The organism is Methylobacterium iners (assembly GCF_022179305.1).
In the GTDB taxonomy this organism is placed as follows: Bacteria; Pseudomonadota; Alphaproteobacteria; order Rhizobiales; family Beijerinckiaceae; genus Methylobacterium; species Methylobacterium iners.
The window spans coordinates 21,898-39,055 of the sequence record NZ_BPQP01000059.1; the positions used below are offsets into that span (position 1 = coordinate 21,898).

Consider the following 17,158-nt stretch of genomic DNA (forward strand, 5'->3'; position numbering starts at 1 on the left):
GCCTCTAGTCCACCGACCGCGCGAACCGGATCAATTCAGTGCCAGCCCGGTGTACCGCACGAGCCCGTCGGGATAATCGCCGAAGCCCGTCAGCTTCGCGCTGTAGGCCCAGAGAAGGCGCCGGTGGAACAGGTAGAGAAAGGGCCGATCGGCCTGAACCCGGTCGGCGAGCGTCTTCCAGGCTGCCCGGCGCTTATCAGGATCGGTCGAGAGCCGCGAGGCGGCCATGGCCGCATCCGCCTCCGGGTTGCAGTAGCGGGCATAGTTGAGGGGCGTCTTGCAGGCCAGGAAGCTGTAGGTGTTGCCGTCGGGATCGGGGCGGCCGCTCCAGTTGTAGAGGTAGGCCTCGAAGTTGCCCTTGTCGGCGAGGTCGAGGGCGGTCGTGAAGTCGGTGGCCTGGATGCGGACGTCGAAGCCCGCCTCCTTCGTCATGGCCTGGATCACCTGACCGACGAGCGGCGCCTCGCTGTTGGCGTAGACGATCAGGTTGACGACCGGATTGGTCACGCCGGCCTCGGCGAGCAGCGCCTTCGCCTTGGCGACGTCGCGCTTGGGCAGCGGAAACTCGGCCAGGTAGTTCGGGTTCCTGGGCTGGACCCATTGGTTGCCCGGCACGAACTCGCCGTTGAACACCACCTGGTTGATGGCGTTGCGGTCGATCGCGGCCTCGAAGGCGGCCCGGACGCGCGCGTCCCGCCCGATCGGCGTGTCCTTGGTCGTGTTGAAGACGATGCTCTGGAAGCCGAGCTCGACGGTGGAGCCGACCTTCAGCTTCGCATCGCGCTTGACCTGCGCGAGGTCGTTGGGCGCGAGGCGCTCCAGGAGATCGAGCTGGCCGGAGCGCAGGTTCGTGAGCCGCACGGTGCCATCCGGGATCGGGCGGAACTCCACGCGCTTGATCTGGATCTGATCGCGGTTCCAATAGCCGTCGAAGCGCTCGACCACGATGCGATCCTGCGGCACGCGCTCGACGAACTTGAACGGCCCGGCGCAGACCGGCGCCGTTGAGAACTTGTCGCCGAGCGCCTGGGCCGCCTTGGGCGAGACCATCATCCCTGAGCGGTCGGTGAACTGCGCGAGCAAGGGTGCGAAGGGGGTCTTCAGATTGATCCGGAAGGTCAGGTCGTCGACCACCTCCACTGTGTCGATCGGCGAGATCTCGCCGCGGCGCTGCGAGCCCGGCATCTTGAGATGGCGCTCGATGCTGAACTTCGCCGCCGCCGCGTCGAGGGGCTCGCCGTCGTGGAACTTCACGCCCGGCCGCAGGGTCATTGTCAGCACCTTCTCGTCGGCGGAGAGGTTCCACGAGGTCGCGAGCTGCGGGACCGGCTTCAGGTCCGGGCCAATGTCGACGAGCTTGTCGCAGAGCGCGGCGAACACCATCCGGCTCGTGAAGGTGCGGGCCAGCGTCGGGTCGAGGGCGTCCGGATCTTCCATGAGGCCGAAGCGCAAGGTCTGCGCCTGCAGCGGCGTCGAGAGAAGCCCGGCAGCGACAAGGCAGGCGAGAACGACGCGCGTCATGGGCTCTTTCATCCAGCGATTGTTTCGACGGTGTTCGAGTGGCGGGTCATGCCTCATCGTGCGGCTCCCGGCGGACGATCTCAAGAGGCGGCGAGCGCAGCCTTGGGCAGCAGCATGTGGACGCCCTTGTTGCCGTCGACGGTCTGGGTGACGCGCAGGTTTCCGGCGAGCGAGCAGAGCATGTAGGCTTGGTTGCGCGTCAGCTCGGTCCTCGCGCAGACATGGCGGATCATCTCGCGCACCGCCTGTTTCATGGCATCGTCGAGATCCTCGTCGAGCCCGATCGACATCAGGTGCGTCGCCGTCTCGGCGAAGGGCCAGGCGTCGCCGAGATCCTTGCGCAGGGTGAGCCGGAACGTGCCCGTGAGCCCCGTCTCCAGGGCCGTGATGCAGACCTCGCCGTCACCCTGCACGCCGTGGCCGTCGCCGGCATAGAAGCCCGCGCCCTCGTTGAAGACGGGCAGGTAGAGGGTGGTGCCGACCTTCAGCTCCTTGTTGTCCATGTTGCCGCCAAAGCACCGCGGCACCGGCGAGCCGACCCGGCCCCAGGCGGCGGGCGGCGCCGTCCCCATGATGCCGAAGAACGGATCGAGGGGGATCGCGGCGCCCCAGGGCATCCGGCAGACCCCCTTGGCGAGGTCGATGTCGGGATGGATGGTCTCGTAATCGGTGAATTCGTCCGGGAGCGTGCCGAGCAGCGGCAGGATCGCGACGAAGCCCCAATCCATGCGGAACCTCAGGTCGAGGATATCGACCTGAAGCACGTCGCCGGGCATCGCACCGGCCACATGGACCGGGCCGGTGACGAAATGCGGTCCCGGTCCCGGCGGAAGGGTGTCGAGGGCGGCGAGGTAGTCGGCGGGGACTCGCGCGGGATCCGGGTGGAGGCTCTCGCGCCCTCCGGCTGGAAACGAGTGCAGCGTCACGGTGTCTCCCGATTCCACCGTGAGCAGGGGCGGCAGGGCGGCATCGAAGAAGCCCAGCACCATGTTCTCGGGCGTGGCGGGGATCTCGTGGTGCCTCGACATGACGTCCTCCGGAGTTTCGCTCAGATCGCGATGTGGCGGGACAGGGCGGCCTTAGCCTCGGCGCGGCTCTGTGGGTCCAAGGTGCCTTCCTGGATGACGCCGCGCTCGACGACGCTGCCGCGCGAGAGGACGAGGAAGGCGTCGGCGAGTCGAAGGGCGAAATCGAGATATTGCTCGACGAGGAGCACAGTGATCCGGCCCCTCAGCCCCGCGATCACCCGCTCGATCGCGTCGACGATCGAAGGCTGGATACCCTCGGTCGGCTCGTCGAGCAGGAGGAGGCGGGGGCGCGTCGCCAGGGCACGGGCGATGGCGAGCTGCTGTTGCTGGCCGCCCGAGAGGTTGCCGCCGTTCCGGCTCCAGAGGTCGCGCAGCGCGGGGAAAAGGTCGACCGCTTCCTCGATCGCGCCGCTGCGCACTTCGCCGTGGGCGCGGGCGGCCGCGAGCATGTTCTCGCGCACCGTCAGATCGGGGAAGATCTCGCGGCCCTGAGGCACGTAGGCGAGGCCCCGCCGGGCGCGGCGATGGGGCGGTTCGCCTGCGATCGCGACGTCGCCGAGGTCGATCCGGCCGCGGGTCGCCGGCAGCACGCCCGCGACACAGCGCAGGAGCGTGGTCTTGCCTGCCCCGTTGCGGCCGAGCACGGCGAGGCAGGCGCCCGGCGCGAGCGTGAGATCGATGCCGCGCAGCACCTGCGCGCTACCGTAATGCTGGTCGAGGCCGGCGATCGTGAGGCCGAGGGGCGACTGAGACGTCATCGCCCGAGATAGACCTCGATGACGCGCGGTGCGGCGCGGGCGCCGGCCATGGCGCCTTCGTAGAGCGTGCGACCCTCGTGCAGCACCGTGACCCGGTCGGCCACCGCCTCGACGAAGGCCATGTCGTGCTCCACGACGACGATGGCGCGATCGGGCCGGCGCAGGCCGCGGATGAGGCCGACCGTGCGCTCGGTCTCCTCGTCGGAGAGCCCGGCCACGGGCTCGTCGAGGAGGATGACCCGCGGGTCGGAGGCCAGCACCATCGCGATCTCGAGCCATTGCTTCTCGCCATGCGCCAGGAGCCCGGCAAGCCGGTCGGCTTGGCTCTCGAGGCCTGCGATGGTGAGCGCCTCGACGATCCGGCGCGACCGCTCGGCGGGCGGGCAGCCCGCCCCGCAGCCGATCTCCAGGTTCTCGCGCACACTGAGCGCCGGGAATACGCTCGGCCTCTGGAATTTTCGCCGCACGCCGGCCCGGGCGATCTCGGCCTCGGAGGACCGTGTGAGATCGATCGCCTCGCCGAGCGTCACGCGACCCGAGCGGGCGCGGGTGATGCCCGAGATCACGTCCAGCAGCGTCGTCTTGCCGGCCCCGTTGGGGCCGATGACGCCGCGGATCTCGCCGGCATCGATGGCCAGCGACAGGTCGTCGAGGGCGCGAAAGCCGCCGAAGACCACGCTGAGGGACTCGACCACCAGCGCGCTCATCGCGGCATCCCGCGGCTCAGCCAGGTGGGTTTCAGGCGCCCGAGATCGAGGAGGCCGTTGGGCAGGACGAGGACGACGAGCAGCACGAGGCCCGAGAGGATGAAGGGCCAGGCCTCGGGCATCGCGGCGGTCAGCCAGAACTTCAGGGCGTTGACGAGGACGGCCCCGATCACGGCGCCGCTCAGGCGCCCCATGCCGCCGATCGCGACCCAGACTGCGATCTCGAGCGAGAGGTCGGGGGCGAGGACGCGCGGGTTGATGATGCCGACCTGCGGAACGTAGAGGATGCCAGCCAGCGCCGCGATGGCGGCGGACAGGCACCAGATCTTCAGCTTGAGCGCCGTGGTGCCGTAGCCGAGCGTCCGCAGGCGGGTTTCGTCGTCGCGGCAGGCCAGCATCTGCCGGCCGATGCCGCTCGCCACCAGCCTGCCGCAGCCGATGAGGACCGCCGCCAGGGCGAGGATCGTCACGATCGTCAGGGTCAGCACGGTGCCCGGCGCGCCCATCGCAAAGCCGAACAGCAGCGTGAAGCTGGTCATGCCGTTGTTGCCGCCAAAGCCGGTGTCGTTGCGAAACATCAGCAGCATCGCGACGTAGACCAGCGCCTGGCTGATGATCGAGAAATAGACCCCGTTCACCCGCGAGCGGAACGAGGCCCAGCCGAACAGGAAGGCGACGAGGACGGCGAGCGCGATGGCGAGGACCAGCGCGTAGGGCGCGCTCGTCATGCCGGTCCAGTAGAACGGCAGGCTGGCCCAGCCCATAAACTGCATGACGTCCGGCGCCGTGCCGGTGACGGCATAGGCATGGGCGGACAGATGCATGGCGCAGACATAGCCGCCGATGGCGAAGAACAGCCCGTGGCCGAGCGAGAGGATGCCGAGATAGCCCCAGACGAGGTCGAGGGAGACGGCGAGGATCGCCAGCGCGGCGAGCTGGCCGATAGCGTTGACGAGGTAGGTCTCAGGCTTGGCGAGGCCGAGGATGAGCGCCACCCCGACGAGGGCGGCGACGAGGCCGAGGAGGCCCGCGTCGTATCGCCGTTGCACCGGCATAGGCGCGGCAGCCCGGGTCGCGGCGAGGGAGCCGGTCACCGCGTTCATCGCCGCCGCCTCGCCGCGACGAGGCCTTCGGGTCGCCATTGCAGGAACAGGATGATGCCGACGAGGACGATGACCTTGGCGGCCACCGCGCCGTAGAACGGCTCGATCAGCACGTTGATCTGTCCCACCCCGAGGGCCGCGATCAGCGTACCGACCACGGTGCCGACGCCGCCGAGCACCACCACCATGAAGCTGTCGATGATGAAGGTCGCGCCCATCTGCGGGTTGACGCTGTAGATCGGCGCCAGCGCCACGCCGGCGAGCCCTGCCAGCCCCGAACCGAAGCCGAAGGCGAGGCGGTCGACCTGCCGCGTCGGGATGCCCAGGCACCCCGCCATGTCGCGGTTCTGGGTCACGGCGCGGATGTTCAGGCCGAGCGGCGTCGCACGCAGGACGAGAAGCGTGAGGACGAGGGTGCCGGCGGCGAAACCGATCGCGAAGAGCCGGTTCCAGGTCACGACGAAGTCGGCATAGAGCGCGATCCCGCCGCTGACGTAGGACGGCATCGTGAATTGCAGGTTGCGGGTGCCGAAGGCGACGCGCACGAGGTTGATCAGGAACAGGCTCACCGCCCAGGTGGCGAGCAGGCTCATCAGGGGCCGGCGGTAGAGGTGGCGCAGCACCAGGGCCTCGATCGCGATGCCGACGAGGGCAGTGGCCAGGAAGGCGACCGGGATCGCCAGGATCAGGTAGAGGTCGAGCCAGGCCGGCGCGATCAGGCGCAGGGCCTCCTGCACGCCGTAGGTGGCGTAGGCCCCGATCATGATGAACTCGCCCTGGGCGAGGTTGATCACCCCCATCAGCCCGAAGATGATCGCGAGGCCGGCCGCGGCCATGAACAGGATGCTGGCGAAGCTCAGCCCGTTGTAGAGGATCGCGAGCCCGTTCCCGACCGCCACCGCCCGCTCCACCTGCGCGATTCCGGCATCGAGGGCCGCGCGGAAGGCGGGATCGGCGGCGTAGGCGGCATCGGCCTTGAGGGCGGACAGGCGCGAGAGCGCGTTGCTCGACGGTGCCCCCGCGACACGGTCGATGGCCGCCAGGCGGCGTTGCGGATCGGGCGAAGACAGGGCCGCCGCCTCGGCGACGCGGGCGATGGCGGCTTTGAGACCGGCATCCGTCTCGGCCGCCTCGGCGCGGGCGAAGACCCCGTCCGGCACGGCGGCGATGCGCCGCTCGGCGGCCCACAAGCCGGCGGCGCGGGCCTCCACCTGCGGCGCGGCGAGGAGCGCGAGCACCCCGTCGGCGGTCTCCACCAGCGCCCGCTGGCGCAGGCCTAGCACCGATGCGCGGGCTCCCGCGGCCGGCTGAGGGTCGCCGGAGACGACGGATCTGCCCTCGCCCGCACCGGGCCGGTCGAGCAAAACCGCGCTGGTGCCGAGGCAGACCAGGCGGCGTTCGAGGATGCCGCGCAGGGGCTGTGCCGCCCAGGCGAGATCGTCCCGGGAGAGGTCTGCCGCCCGTCTGGTGACCGCCTCGGCGGCGCTGCCGAGGCTAGCCGCGTCGCCGCAGAGAGCGGCCGCGAAGGCGCCCCGGTCGAGAACGTCCGCTGACGCGGTGCCCGTCCAAAGGAAGACGGCCAGAATCGCGCCGATGGCGACTTTCATATCGGTCCTGACACTGCCGCTGAACAATCCGCTCGGCCTCGCGCCTCCGATCCGATGAACTAGATCCCGAACGGCACGGGCTTGGGCGCATCCGGCGACTGCCAGAGCACGTCGAAGCCCTGCTTCTCGTTGACCGAGCCGATGAAGACGCCGCGCGAGACGTAGTTGTTCTCCGCCGTCATCTTCAGCGTATAGCCGGAGGGATCGTCGAAGCTCAGGCCGGCGAAGGCCTTGCGGACCTCGGGGACGTCGAAGCTGCCGGCCTTGGCGGCGGAGAGGGCCCAGAGATGGACGCTGTCATAGGCCGAGACCATCGGATCGATGACGACATCGCCCTTGAAGGGCACGTTCTTGGCCTTCACGTAATCGGCCCAGGCCTTGAGGAAGGTCTGGTTGCGCTCGCCCTTGGCGGCCTGGAGATAGGCCCAGCAATTGAGGTGGCCGACGAGCGGCGCCGTATCGAGGCCCTCGAGGTCGGCCTCCACCATGTCGAGGCCGAGGATCGGGACGTCGGTGGCGCGGATGCCCTGGTTGGCGAATTCGCGCAGGAAATCCGGGATCGACGAGCCGACGACGGTGAGCACCACGATCGGCTGCCCGCCGGGCTGGGCCGCGAAGGCGCGGACCTGACTCACCAGGGTCTGGAAGTTCGAGAAGCCGAGCGGCACGTATTCCTCGCGCCAAGCGGTCTCGGCGATGCCTTTGCCCTTCCAATAGGCCTTGAGCTGCTTGTTGATGGTCCGCGGCCAGACGTAATCCGAGCCGATCATGAAGAAGCGCTTGGCGCCGACTCCCTCGCCACCCATCAGGTAGTCGACGGCCGGCAGAACGGAGCTCGTCGGCGGCGAGTTCACGTAGACGATGTTCTTCGAGTTCTCCTCGCCCTCGAAGTGCAGGGGATAGAACAGGAGACCGTCGTTCTGTTCGACCACGGGCAGGACGGATTTGCGCGAGACGGACGTCCAGCACCCGAACAGGGCCGCGACCTTCTCCTGCTGCAGCATCTGACGGCCGACCTGGGCGTAGAGCGGCCAGTCGGAGGCGGGGTCCGAGATCGAGACGGTGATCTGACGGCCGTTGACGCCGCCCTTGGCGTTGATCTCGTCGGCGGCCATGCGCACGACGTAGTTGAGACGGCCCTCGATGTTGGCCATCGTGCCCGAGGACGAGAACAGGCAGCCGAGCTTCACGCTGTCCGCCGCCCAGGCCGGTCGGATGATCGCCGGAGCGGCAAGGCCCATCGCGGCCGCGCCGGACGCGGTGAGGAGTGAGCGCCTCGTGAGCCCGACCATGCGTTTCTCGCCCTTCTTCTCCAACTCGCTGCCATTGTCCGGCGAGCACCGGGCGCAGGAAAGCCCAAAGACCCTGCAGACCGGAGAGCCGTTGCGGAAATCGGCGGCGGATCGCCCGGCGGATAGGCGCGGCCCGTCGGAAACGGCAAAATTCTCACAATGGCTTCCGTGGCGGCCGCGCGAAGGCGCGGGTTTTGCCTGCCCTCGAACCGTCGAATCGGAGAGGACGGACCCCATGCGCCGATCCCGCCACACGGACGACGAGATCGCCTTCCTGCTCAAGGAGGCCGAGCAGGGCATCGCGGTGGCGGCGATCTGCGCCTCAGCGAACGTCTCGCTCGGCACCTTTTATCGATGGCGCAGGCGCCTCGGCGGCCTGCCTCCCGCCGCGGTCGCTCGCCTGAGGCAGATCGAGGAGGAGAACGGGCGGCTGCGTGCCGAGGTCGCCAAGCTGACGCAGGGGACCCGCCGCAGGCTCGATGCCGAAGTGGGGGAACGCCGTGCCGTTCCCCCAGCGAGTTGGAACAGCATGGAGCGGCAGCCGAGGCTCGTTCATCGCGGCGGCGACGTTGCCGTCGGCCGCTTCGCGTTCGTCCGCACCACGCATTAGCGGAGCCGGCAGATTGCGACAGTGCGGCTTGTGCCTGGGCTGCGCGAACCGCGCGGGCCTCATCGCAGGTCGGACCCTGGAGAGGCTGCTTCGGCTGAGCCCCACTCTCGTCGCGGCGGCAAGTCACCTTCCGGGCAAGCCGGTTCAACCTAAGCCGGCATCGCCTCGCCGATGATCATGGCCGGCGATGACGCGCCTCATGAGGCGGATGAGATGGTCCCGGTCCGATGGTGCGAGTGTCTCCACGGTTCGGGCGTGAGCCTCCCGCGCCGCGCCCTGCATTGCGAGATGGAGCGCTTCTCCGTCGGCCGTTAATCGGCAGATCTGCGAACGGCGATCGTTCGGCGAGGTCGATCGGCTGACCAATCCGCGGATAGCAAGGCGCTTGAGTGCGCCCGTGGTCGTCGTCCGATCGAGGGCCACCGCGTTCGCGAGCGTCGTCTGGTCGGCCTCCCCCAGGTCCCGCAGCAGCGAGAGCAGGCTGTACTGCAGCGGCGTGATGCGAAATTCGGCACACCGCTCCGAGAACAGGCTGACATGGATCTGATGCATCCGGCGCGCGAGAAAGCCGGGCCGCTCCCAGAGAGGCCATGACTTCGCACGCGCACGCGGGTTCTCTCCCGTCGCCGGACCCACCACGGCGGCCGATGCCTCCTCGTCCATGAACCCTCACCTTGGAAAAATTCCGATTTGGCACGCGGCGTGCAAGACGCTGATGCGAAGCATGCTTCGCATCTGGCAAGAACGAGGCCGAGTGATGGACAATCGCCGCTACGATTTGATCCTGCGCGGTGGGCGCGTCATCTGCCCCGCCTCCGGCATCGACGGCCTCCGCGACGTGGCGGTCCGGGACGGGCGCATCGCCGCCGTCGAGGAGGCGATCCTGCCCTCCGCCGCGGCCGAGACCATCGACGTCTCGGGCAAGCTCGTCCTGCCCGGCATGATCGACACCCACGCCCACGTCTACCAGTACGTCACCGGCCGCTTCGGCCTGAACCCCGACATGGTCGGCGTGCGCTCGGGCGTCACCACGGTGGTGGACCAGGGCGGCGCGTCCTGCATGACGCTGCCGGGCTTTCGCCACTTTATCGCGGAGCGCTGCGAGACGCAGGCCCTGGCCTTCCTCTCGGCCTACCTCGTCGGCGGCCTCGAAGGGCATTTCTACCCGAACCTCTACAGTCCGGACGGCGTCGACATCGATGCGACGGTGAAGTCGGCCACCGAGAACCGCGACCTCGTGCGCGGCATCAAGGGCCATGCCGAGATCGGTGGCTTCGCCCGCTGGGGCATCAAGGTCATGGAGATGGCCGCCGAGATCAGCCGGCAGGCCGACCTTCCCCTCTACGTGCATTTCGGCCAGCTCTGGGGCCTGCCGGAATCCGGCGCCAACGGCGAGGATGCCGACACCATCGTCGAGCGAGTGATCCCGCTGCTGCGCCCCGGCGACGTGCTGGCCCATCCCTTCACCCGCCATCCGGGCGGCTTCATCAACGAGGCGGGCGAGGTCCACCACATCATCCGACGGGCGATGGATGCGGGGCTGAAGGTCGATGTCGGCCACGGCAGCCACTTCTCCTACCGCGTCGCCCGCGCCTCGCTGCCGGCCGGCGTGATCCCCTACACGCTGGGCGCCGACATGCACGGCTACAACACCGAGGTGCCCCAGCCCGCCGGAACGCCTGACGAGCACCACGACGACGAGAACCATCCCTTCCTCGGCCAGGCCCGCTTCAGCCTCACCCAGGCGATGAGCTCGATGATGGCCTTGGGTATCCCGCTCGAGGAGGTGGTGCCGATGGTGACCTCGCACCCGGCCGAGATGCTGCGCATGAGCGACCGCATCGGCGCGCTGACGGTGGGATTCTCGGCCGACGTCTCGGTGCTGCACGACGATCGCGGCCGCTTCCTCCTGCGCGACAACGAGGACACGCGGGTCGTGGCCGAGCGCCTGCTGCGCCCCGCCTTCTGCCTGCGCGCCGGCAAGCGCTTCGAGGCCGACTCGCCGATCCTGCCCCAGGCGATCGCGGCCTGAGGTGGCGCCGGTGCCCGCATTCGTCCTCGACGACCCGACGCCCGCCGATCCGCGCCGCGCCTGGGACCGGCTTGACCAGGCGGCGAGGGATGCGTGCTACGACAACAACGCGGGCGTCCCCGACAGCGCGGCCCAGGTCACAGCGCGCAACGCCGCCTCGGCCGAATACCGCGCCACCCATCCCGCAGGCCTCGACATCGCCTACGGCCAAATCCCCGACGGCGAAGGGACCCGCACCGCCTTCGACCTGTACCCGGCGGCGGACCCTTCCGCGCCCTGCCTCGTCTTCGTCCACGGCGGCTATTGGCAACGCAACGCGCGGGCGGATTTCGCCTGCTTCGCGGCAGGGCCGAATGCGTCTGGCTGGTCGGTGGCGATGCCGGGCTACACCCTGGCGCCGGACGCCAGCCTCGCGGGCATCGTCGCCGAGATCGGGACCGCCCTCGATTGGCTCACCGAGCATGGGGCTGCGCACGGCATCGGCGGGCCCATCATCCTCGCCGGCTGGTCGGCGGGGGCGCAGCTCGCCGCTCTTCATCTCGGCCACCCGGCCGTGACCGCGGTCCTCGCCATCTCAGGCGTCTACGACCTCGCCCCGATCCGCGAGACCTACCTGAACGAGAAGCTCGGCCTGACGGACGCGGAGATCGAGATGCTTTCGCCGCTGCGGCGCCTCGTGGTGCGGAAGCCCATGACGATCACCTATGGCAGCTGGGAGCTCCCCGCCCTCGTCCACGACAGTCGCAATCTCCACGCGCTCCGCAGCGCCGCCCACGCACCCGGCGCCCTGCTGCCGGTGCCGGGCGCCGACCACTTCTCGATCCTCGACGAATTCCGCCGGCCCGACGGCCTGCTGGTCCGGGCAGCCCAGGACCTCCTCGGAGACGCCCGATGAGCGCCGAGGGCGTCGGCGCGCCTCTGCCCCGCAAGGAAGACGATCGCCTGATGCGAGGCCGCGGGCAGTACGTGGGCGACATCCGCCTGGCCGGCATGCAGGACGTGGCCTTCGTCCGCAGCCCGCTGGCCCATGCCCGCATCCGGGCGATCCACGTGCCGGAGGCGTTCCGCGACCGCGTCTTCACCGCCGCCGACCTCGACGGCGTGCAGTCGATCCGCGCGGTCTCTGGGCTGCCGGGCTTCAAGGTCTCCGAGCAGCCGGTGCTCGCGACCGGCAAGGTCCGGCAGGTCGGCGAACTCGTCGCGATATGCGTCGCGCCGACCCGCGCCGAGGCCGAGGACATTGCCGCGTCCATCGTCCTCGACCTCGAGGAGCTGCCGGCCGTGCACGACATGCTGGCCGCGCGCGAGCCGGGCTCCGCCCTCGTCCACGAGCATTGGGGCAACAACGTCTTCCTGGAGACGCTGGTCGACATCGACATCGAATCCGCCTTCGACGCGCCGATCAAGGTCAGCCGCACCATCTCGACGGGCCGGCAATGCATGGCGCCGATCGAGGGCCGCGGCACGGTGGTACAGCTCGACCACCGCCTCGACCAGCTCGTCGTCCACACGGCGAGCCAGATGCCGCATATCGTGCGCAACGGGCTCTCGGAATGTCTCGGGATCGAGCAGGGCCGCATCCGCATCGTCTCGCCCGATGTCGGCGGCGGCTTCGGCTACAAGGCGATCCTGCTGCCCGAGGATGTCGCCCTGTGCTGGCTGGCCTTGCGCCTCGGCCACCCGGTCCGCTGGCTGGAGGACCGGCGCGAGCATCTGACCGCCAACGCCAATTGCCGCGAGCACCACTACCGCATCACCGCCTATGCGGAGCGCGACGGCCGATTGCGCGGCATCGACTGCGAGGCGGTCGTCGATTCCGGGGCGTATTCGGCCTATCCGTTCTCGGCCTGCCTCGAAGCCGCGCAGGTCGCCAGCATCCTGCCGGGCCCCTACGACTTCCCGGCCTATCGCTGCCGGACCTGGTCGGTCGCGACCAACAAGTGCCCGATCCTGCCCTATCGCGGCGTCGCCCGGACCGGCGTCTGCTTCGCCCTCGAACTGGTGCTCGACGCGGTCGCCCGCGAGGCCGGGATCCCTCCGGAAGCGGTGCGCGAGAAGAACCTCGTCCGGCCCGACCAGATGCCGTTCGAGAACATCACCAAGAAGCATTTCGACAGCGGCGACTACCCGCAGGCGCTGGCCCGCGCACTGACGGCCATCGACGTGAAAGCCGTGCGCATGCGCCAGCGTAGCCCTGAGCCGGACGGGCGCCGGATCGGCCTTGGCCTTGCGATCTACTGCGAGCAGGCCGCGCACGGCACCTCCGTGTATTCCGGATGGGGAATCCCGATGGTGCCGGGCCACGAGCAGGCGAGCGCCCGCCTCACGCCGGATGGCGGCCTCGAACTCAGGATCGGCGCGCATTCCCACGGCCAGGGCCTCGAGACGACCCTCGCCCAGGTCGCCCACGAGATCCTCGGCGTGCCGGTCGCGCGCACCCGCCTCGTCCACGGCGACACCGCCATGACGCCTTACTCCACCGGCTCCTGGGGGTCCCGGGTGATGGTGATGGCCGGCGGCGCGGTGGCTGCCGCTTGCGAGACCCTGCGCGACCGCGCCTTGCGCATCGGCGCCCACCTCCTCCAGGCCCGGCCGGAGGAGTGCCAGTTCATCGGCGGCCACGTGGTCGGACCCTCCGGCGACGTGCCGCTGGAGACCATCGCCCGGACCTGGTACCGGCGCCCGCAGGACCTCACGTCCGACACCGATCCGGGCGGTCTCGAGGTCACCGCCGGCTACAAGCCGCAGCGCGATTCCGGCACCTTCTCCTACGCGGCCCACGCCGCACTGGTGGCGGTCGATCCCGACCTCGGGGCGGTCGAGATCCTCGACTACGTCATCGTCGAGGACGGCGGCACCCTGGTGAACCCCCTCGTGGTGGACGGTCAGATCTATGGCGGCCTGGCGCAGGGCATCGGCACGGCCCTGTACGAGGAGATGCGCTTCGACGCCCGCGGCCAGCCGCTGGCCTCGACCTTAGCCGACTATCTGCTGCCCGGCGCGGCGGAGGTGCCGATGGCGCGCATCGAGCACATGGAAACGCCCTCGCCCTACACCCGCTTCGGCCAGAAGGGCATCGGCGAGGGCGGCGCCATCGCGCCCCCGGCAGCGCTCGCCAACGCGATCAACGACGCGCTGGCACCGCTGGGCGTCGAGATGCGGCATTCCCCCGTCACCCCGCGGCGGATCGTGGAGGCGGTGCTCGCCGCCCGCGTTGGCCCGGAGCGCGCGAGGGAAGCCGCATGAAGCCCGCGCCCTTCGCCTGGGAGCGCCCGGCGAGCCTGCCCGCGCTTCTCGACCGTCTCGCCGGGGCGGCGGGCAGCGTGAAGCTGATCGCGGGCGGCCAATCCCTCGGGCCGATGTTGAACCTGCGCCTGGTCGAGCCGGACCTCGTCCTCGACATCACCGGGATCGAAGAACTCCGCCAGGCCCGGATCGAGGGCGAGACCCTCGTGCTCGGCGCCTGCGTCACGCATGCCGACATCGAGGACGGTCGCGTGCCCGACCTGACCGGCGGCGCCCTCCAGCGGGTGGCCGCCGCCATCGCCTACCGGCCGGTGCGCAACCGCGGCACGGTCGGCGGCAGCCTCGTCCATGCCGATCCCGCGGCCGACTGGGTCAGCGCTCTGATTGCTCTCGGTGCAGACGTCGAGGTCGCGAGCCTGAGCGGCCGCCGCACCCTGCCCGTCGAGCGTTTCGTCACAGGAGCGCTCGAGGTTGCGCTGGAGCCTGGCGAAATCCTGGTCGCCGTCCGCGTGCCCGCACGGCCCGCCGGCGCGGCCTGGGGCTACGTCAAGCACTGCGCCAAGATCGGCGAGTTCGCCCACGCCATCGGGGCCGTGCGCCTCGAACCGGACGCGGGACGCGGACGTATCGTGATCGGCGCCGTCGAGGGGCCGCCCTTGCTCCTCGCCGACGCCCGGCCGCTCTTCGGCGGCCGCATCGGCCCCGATTTCGCTGAGCGCTTCGACGGGCGCGCGGCCGATGCGGCCCTTGCCGCCGCCGGCATGACCGATGCGGTCGAGCGCCACGTCCACGTCACGGTGCTGGCGCGCGCGGTCGCACAGGCGGCAAAGCCCACGCCCCTATCGCTCCGGGAGGCCGCATGAGCGCCGGGCTGGCGGAACCCGCCGCGGGCCGCATGGCCCTCTCGCTGACGGTGAACGGGCGCTCCCTGCGGGTCGAGGCCGAGCCCAGGAGCCATCTCGGCGACGTGCTGCGCGAGGGTCTGAATCTCACGGGCACCCATCTCGGCTGCGAGCACGGAGTCTGCGGCGCCTGCACCGTGCTCCTCGACGGCGAGCCGGCGCGGGCCTGCCTCACCTTCGCGGGTGCCGCCGCCGGCGCCGCGGTCACCACGATCGAGGGCCTGGACGACGATCCGGTCGCGACGGAACTCCGCGCCGCCTTCAACCGCGAGCACGCCCTCCAGTGCGGGTACTGCACCCCCGGCATGCTGGTGGCCGCGCGCGATCTCGTCCTGCGGCTGCCCGAGGCCGACGAGCGGCGCATCCGCATCGGCCTTGCGGGCAACCTCTGCCGCTGCACTGGCTATGCCGGCATCGTCCGGGCCGTGATGAGCGTGATCGCCGCGCGGCGCGCTCGCGGCGTCCTCCCCGACACCGGCGCGGCGCGCGCCCTCGGCCCGGTCGGCGCCCGCATCGGCGGAACGGTCGCAGCGCCCTTGCCGCCATTGCCGGGCCGAGCCGCTTCGGTCGCGCCCGCGACGGCGCAGGAGCTCTCCGGGACCTTCGAGCCGGCACACCGCTTCACGCAGGCGATCGATCTCACACATCCACCGGAGGCGGTCTTCGCGTTGCTCGGCGACATCGAGGCCGTGGCCGCTTGCCTGCCCGGCGCCGTGCTGACGGGACATCCTGCGCCCGACACGGTCGAGGGCGGCCTGCAGGTGCGGATCGGGCCGATCGCCGCGACCTTCCGCGGACGCGCCCGCATCGAGCGGGACGAGGCGGCGCTGAGCGGGCGCGTTCGCGGGGCCGGCAGCGACGCGGGCGGGCGCTCGGCCACGCAGGGCGAGATCCGCTACCGCGTCGGGCCGGGCGAAGCGCCCGGCACGGCTAAGGTCGCGCTGGAGGTCGGCTACAGCTTGACCGGACCGCTTGCCCAGTTCGGGCGGCCCGGACTCGTTCGCGATCTCGCGGGCCGCATCGCGGCGGATTTCTCCCGCAATCTCGACGCCCGTCTGTCCGGCACCACCCCCATACCGGTCAGCCTCAATCCCCTTCGTCTCGTCCTCGGCCTCGCCCGCGCGCGGATCTCGGCCTGGCTCAGGCGCTCCTGACTTCAACCCCACCGCACCGGAGACACGCAATGCCCAGCAGGTTCACCCTCACCACCGCGATCCTGCTGGTCCTCGCCGGGACGGCGGCGCGGGCGGACACGATCCGCATCGGCGTCAACGAGCCGCTGACCGGCGCCTTCGCCGCGTCGGGCACCTACGTCGTCAACGGCGCCAGGATCGCCGCCGACGAGATCAACGCGAAGGGCGGGGTGCTGGGCAAGAAGCTCGAACTCGTCATCGAGGACAACAAGAGCAACCCGACCGAGGCCGCGGCGGTCGCGGAGAAGCTGATCACCAGCGACAAGACCCCGGTGATGATGGGCGCCTGGGGGTCGAGCCTGACGCTCGCGGTGATGCCTAAGCTCGCCGAGTACGAGGTGCCGATGCTGGTGGAGACCTCCTCGTCGGGCAAGATCACGACCTCGGGCAACCCTTACGTCTTCCGCATCTCGCCGCCCTCGGCGCTGGAGGCTGAGACCTTCGCCCCCACGGTCGCCAAGCTCGGGTTGAAGAAGGTCGACTTCCTGGTGCTCAACAACGATTTCGGCCGCGGCGCCGCGGCCGATTTCGGCAAGATGCTCAAGGAGAAGGGCGTCACGGTCGGCCTGGTCGAGACCATGGACCAGGGCGCGCAGGACATGAGCGCTCAGCTCGCCAAGCTCAAGGCGTCGGACAGCGACACCATCATGATCACGAGCGCCGTCGACCAGCTCGTGCTGCTCTTCAAGCAGATGTCGGCGATCGGCCTCAAGAAGCGCGTCATCACCACCGGCGGTTCGCAGAATCCCGACCAGATCATCGCCCAGGCCGGCTCCGCCGCCGAGGGCACCATGCACCTCACCACCTTCCTGCCCTGGCTGCCGGAGAAGACGCCCGACCCGAAGGCCACGGAGGGGTTCATCAGTGAGTGGAAGAAGCGCGGTTTCCAGTTCGCGGGCGTCACCGAGAGCTTCCGCGGCTATGACGGCATCCGCGCCATCGCGCAGGCCATCGAGAAGGCCGGCTCGGCCGAGCCCGCTTCCATCACCAAGGCCTTCTGGTCCGTCGACTTCACTGGCCTGAACGGCCCCATCCGCTTCGCCAAGTCCGGGCCCGCCGGCAAGGAGAGCGGGCAGAGCAAGCCCGACGTCTACCTTATCGAGATCAAGGACGGCCGCGTCGCCGTGCCGACGCTCTGACGGCACGCTTGCCAGCGGAA

General features: G+C 70.0%; 15 protein-coding genes. 7 read left to right on the top strand and 8 right to left on the bottom strand.

Going from position 1 to position 17,158, the window contains the following annotated elements; all coding sequences use genetic code 11:
- Positions 1–30 precede the first annotated feature (30 nt).
- The 7 genes from MFF55_RS17805 to MFF55_RS17835 form a co-directional block, all read right to left on the bottom strand.
- The gene (locus tag MFF55_RS17805) at positions 31–1,521 is read right to left on the bottom strand and encodes an ABC transporter substrate-binding protein (RefSeq protein ID WP_238245445.1); all 1,491 of its coding nucleotides are present in this window, start codon (positions 1,519–1,521) and stop codon (positions 31–33) included.
- 80 nt (positions 1,522–1,601) lie between these two features.
- A complete protein-coding gene (locus MFF55_RS17810; protein ID WP_238245446.1) occupies positions 1,602–2,549 on the bottom strand; it encodes an acetamidase/formamidase family protein in 948 nt (315 codons plus the stop codon).
- A 20-nt stretch (positions 2,550–2,569) separates the two neighbouring features.
- Positions 2,570–3,307, bottom strand: coding sequence for an urea ABC transporter ATP-binding subunit UrtE (gene urtE / locus MFF55_RS17815; protein WP_238245447.1), 738 nt, complete (start codon positions 3,305–3,307; stop codon positions 2,570–2,572).
- Positions 3,304–4,014 (bottom strand): ABC transporter ATP-binding protein, encoded by a 711-nt coding sequence (locus MFF55_RS17820; protein WP_238245448.1) that lies wholly within the window; start codon positions 4,012–4,014, stop codon positions 3,304–3,306. Before MFF55_RS17820 ends, urtE begins: the two co-directional genes overlap by 4 nt.
- The gene (gene urtC, locus MFF55_RS17825) at positions 4,011–5,117 is read right to left on the bottom strand and encodes an urea ABC transporter permease subunit UrtC (protein WP_373874829.1); all 1,107 of its coding nucleotides are present in this window, start codon (positions 5,115–5,117) and stop codon (positions 4,011–4,013) included. Before urtC ends, MFF55_RS17820 begins: the two co-directional genes overlap by 4 nt.
- Entirely contained in the window at positions 5,114–6,724 is a 1,611-nt protein-coding gene (urtB, locus tag MFF55_RS17830; protein ID WP_238245449.1) for an urea ABC transporter permease subunit UrtB, read from the bottom strand. The genes urtC and urtB overlap by 4 nt, the downstream gene beginning before the upstream one ends.
- 59 nt (positions 6,725–6,783) lie before the next feature.
- Positions 6,784–8,016, bottom strand: a complete 1,233-nt coding sequence (locus tag MFF55_RS17835; RefSeq protein ID WP_238245450.1) for a transporter substrate-binding protein — start codon at positions 8,014–8,016, stop codon at positions 6,784–6,786.
- A 235-nt stretch (positions 8,017–8,251) separates the two neighbouring features.
- Between MFF55_RS17835 and MFF55_RS17840 the strand changes: the two genes are divergently transcribed.
- Entirely contained in the window at positions 8,252–8,626 is a 375-nt protein-coding gene (locus MFF55_RS17840) for a transposase (protein ID WP_238245451.1), read from the top strand.
- Between the two features lie 144 nt (positions 8,627–8,770).
- On the opposite strand, the gene MFF55_RS17845 is transcribed toward MFF55_RS17840, so the two are convergent.
- Positions 8,771–9,289, bottom strand: coding sequence for a MarR family winged helix-turn-helix transcriptional regulator (locus tag MFF55_RS17845; protein ID WP_373874830.1), 519 nt, complete (start codon positions 9,287–9,289; stop codon positions 8,771–8,773).
- A 94-nt stretch (positions 9,290–9,383) separates the two neighbouring features.
- Here MFF55_RS17845 and MFF55_RS17850 point away from each other — a divergent pair, with 94 nt between their 5' ends.
- The 6 genes from MFF55_RS17850 to MFF55_RS17875 are packed head-to-tail and all read left to right on the top strand — an operon-like array spanning position 9,384 to position 17,138.
- The gene (locus MFF55_RS17850) at positions 9,384–10,658 is read left to right on the top strand and encodes an amidohydrolase/deacetylase family metallohydrolase (RefSeq protein WP_238245452.1); all 1,275 of its coding nucleotides are present in this window, start codon (positions 9,384–9,386) and stop codon (positions 10,656–10,658) included.
- Between the two features lie 10 nt (positions 10,659–10,668).
- Positions 10,669–11,553, top strand: a complete 885-nt coding sequence (locus MFF55_RS17855) for an alpha/beta hydrolase (RefSeq protein ID WP_238245453.1) — start codon at positions 10,669–10,671, stop codon at positions 11,551–11,553.
- Positions 11,550–13,904: a xanthine dehydrogenase family protein molybdopterin-binding subunit gene (locus MFF55_RS17860; protein ID WP_238245454.1), complete on the top strand. Its 2,355-nt coding sequence runs from the start codon at positions 11,550–11,552 to the stop codon at positions 13,902–13,904. Before MFF55_RS17855 ends, MFF55_RS17860 begins: the two co-directional genes overlap by 4 nt.
- Positions 13,901–14,767 (top strand): FAD binding domain-containing protein, encoded by an 867-nt coding sequence (locus MFF55_RS17865; protein WP_238245455.1) that lies wholly within the window; start codon positions 13,901–13,903, stop codon positions 14,765–14,767. The genes MFF55_RS17860 and MFF55_RS17865 overlap by 4 nt, the downstream gene beginning before the upstream one ends.
- A complete protein-coding gene (locus MFF55_RS17870; RefSeq protein WP_238245456.1) occupies positions 14,764–15,960 on the top strand; it encodes a xanthine dehydrogenase family Fe-S subunit in 1,197 nt (398 codons plus the stop codon). The genes MFF55_RS17865 and MFF55_RS17870 overlap by 4 nt, the downstream gene beginning before the upstream one ends.
- Before the next feature lie 29 nt (positions 15,961–15,989).
- On the top strand, positions 15,990–17,138 hold the full coding sequence (locus MFF55_RS17875; RefSeq protein WP_238245457.1) for an ABC transporter substrate-binding protein: 1,149 nt from the start codon (positions 15,990–15,992) through the stop codon (positions 17,136–17,138).
- The last annotated feature ends 20 nt before the right edge of the window (positions 17,139–17,158 follow it).

Bases quoted from the DNA above. Each gene is read 5' to 3' on its own strand.
- MFF55_RS17860 (WP_238245454.1), top strand. From the start codon at position 11,550: ATGAGCGCCGAGGGCGTCGGCGCGCCTCTGCCCCGCAAGGAAGACGAT.
- MFF55_RS17835 (WP_238245450.1), bottom strand. From the start codon at position 8,016: ATGGTCGGGCTCACGAGGCGCTCACTCCTCACCGCGTCCGGCGCGGCC.
- urtB (WP_238245449.1), bottom strand. From the start codon at position 6,724: ATGAAAGTCGCCATCGGCGCGATTCTGGCCGTCTTCCTTTGGACGGGC.
- MFF55_RS17850 (WP_238245452.1), top strand. From the start codon at position 9,384: ATGGACAATCGCCGCTACGATTTGATCCTGCGCGGTGGGCGCGTCATC.
- MFF55_RS17805 (WP_238245445.1), bottom strand. From the start codon at position 1,521: ATGACGCGCGTCGTTCTCGCCTGCCTTGTCGCTGCCGGGCTTCTCTCG.
- urtE (WP_238245447.1), bottom strand. From the start codon at position 3,307: ATGACGTCTCAGTCGCCCCTCGGCCTCACGATCGCCGGCCTCGACCAG.
- urtC (WP_373874829.1), bottom strand. From the start codon at position 5,117: ATGAACGCGGTGACCGGCTCCCTCGCCGCGACCCGGGCTGCCGCGCCT.
- MFF55_RS17820 (WP_238245448.1), bottom strand. From the start codon at position 4,014: ATGAGCGCGCTGGTGGTCGAGTCCCTCAGCGTGGTCTTCGGCGGCTTT.
- MFF55_RS17865 (WP_238245455.1), top strand. From the start codon at position 13,901: ATGAAGCCCGCGCCCTTCGCCTGGGAGCGCCCGGCGAGCCTGCCCGCG.
- MFF55_RS17810 (WP_238245446.1), bottom strand. From the start codon at position 2,549: ATGTCGAGGCACCACGAGATCCCCGCCACGCCCGAGAACATGGTGCTG.
- MFF55_RS17875 (WP_238245457.1), top strand. From the start codon at position 15,990: ATGCCCAGCAGGTTCACCCTCACCACCGCGATCCTGCTGGTCCTCGCC.
- MFF55_RS17840 (WP_238245451.1), top strand. From the start codon at position 8,252: ATGCGCCGATCCCGCCACACGGACGACGAGATCGCCTTCCTGCTCAAG.
- MFF55_RS17845 (WP_373874830.1), bottom strand. From the start codon at position 9,289: ATGGACGAGGAGGCATCGGCCGCCGTGGTGGGTCCGGCGACGGGAGAG.
- MFF55_RS17870 (WP_238245456.1), top strand. From the start codon at position 14,764: ATGAGCGCCGGGCTGGCGGAACCCGCCGCGGGCCGCATGGCCCTCTCG.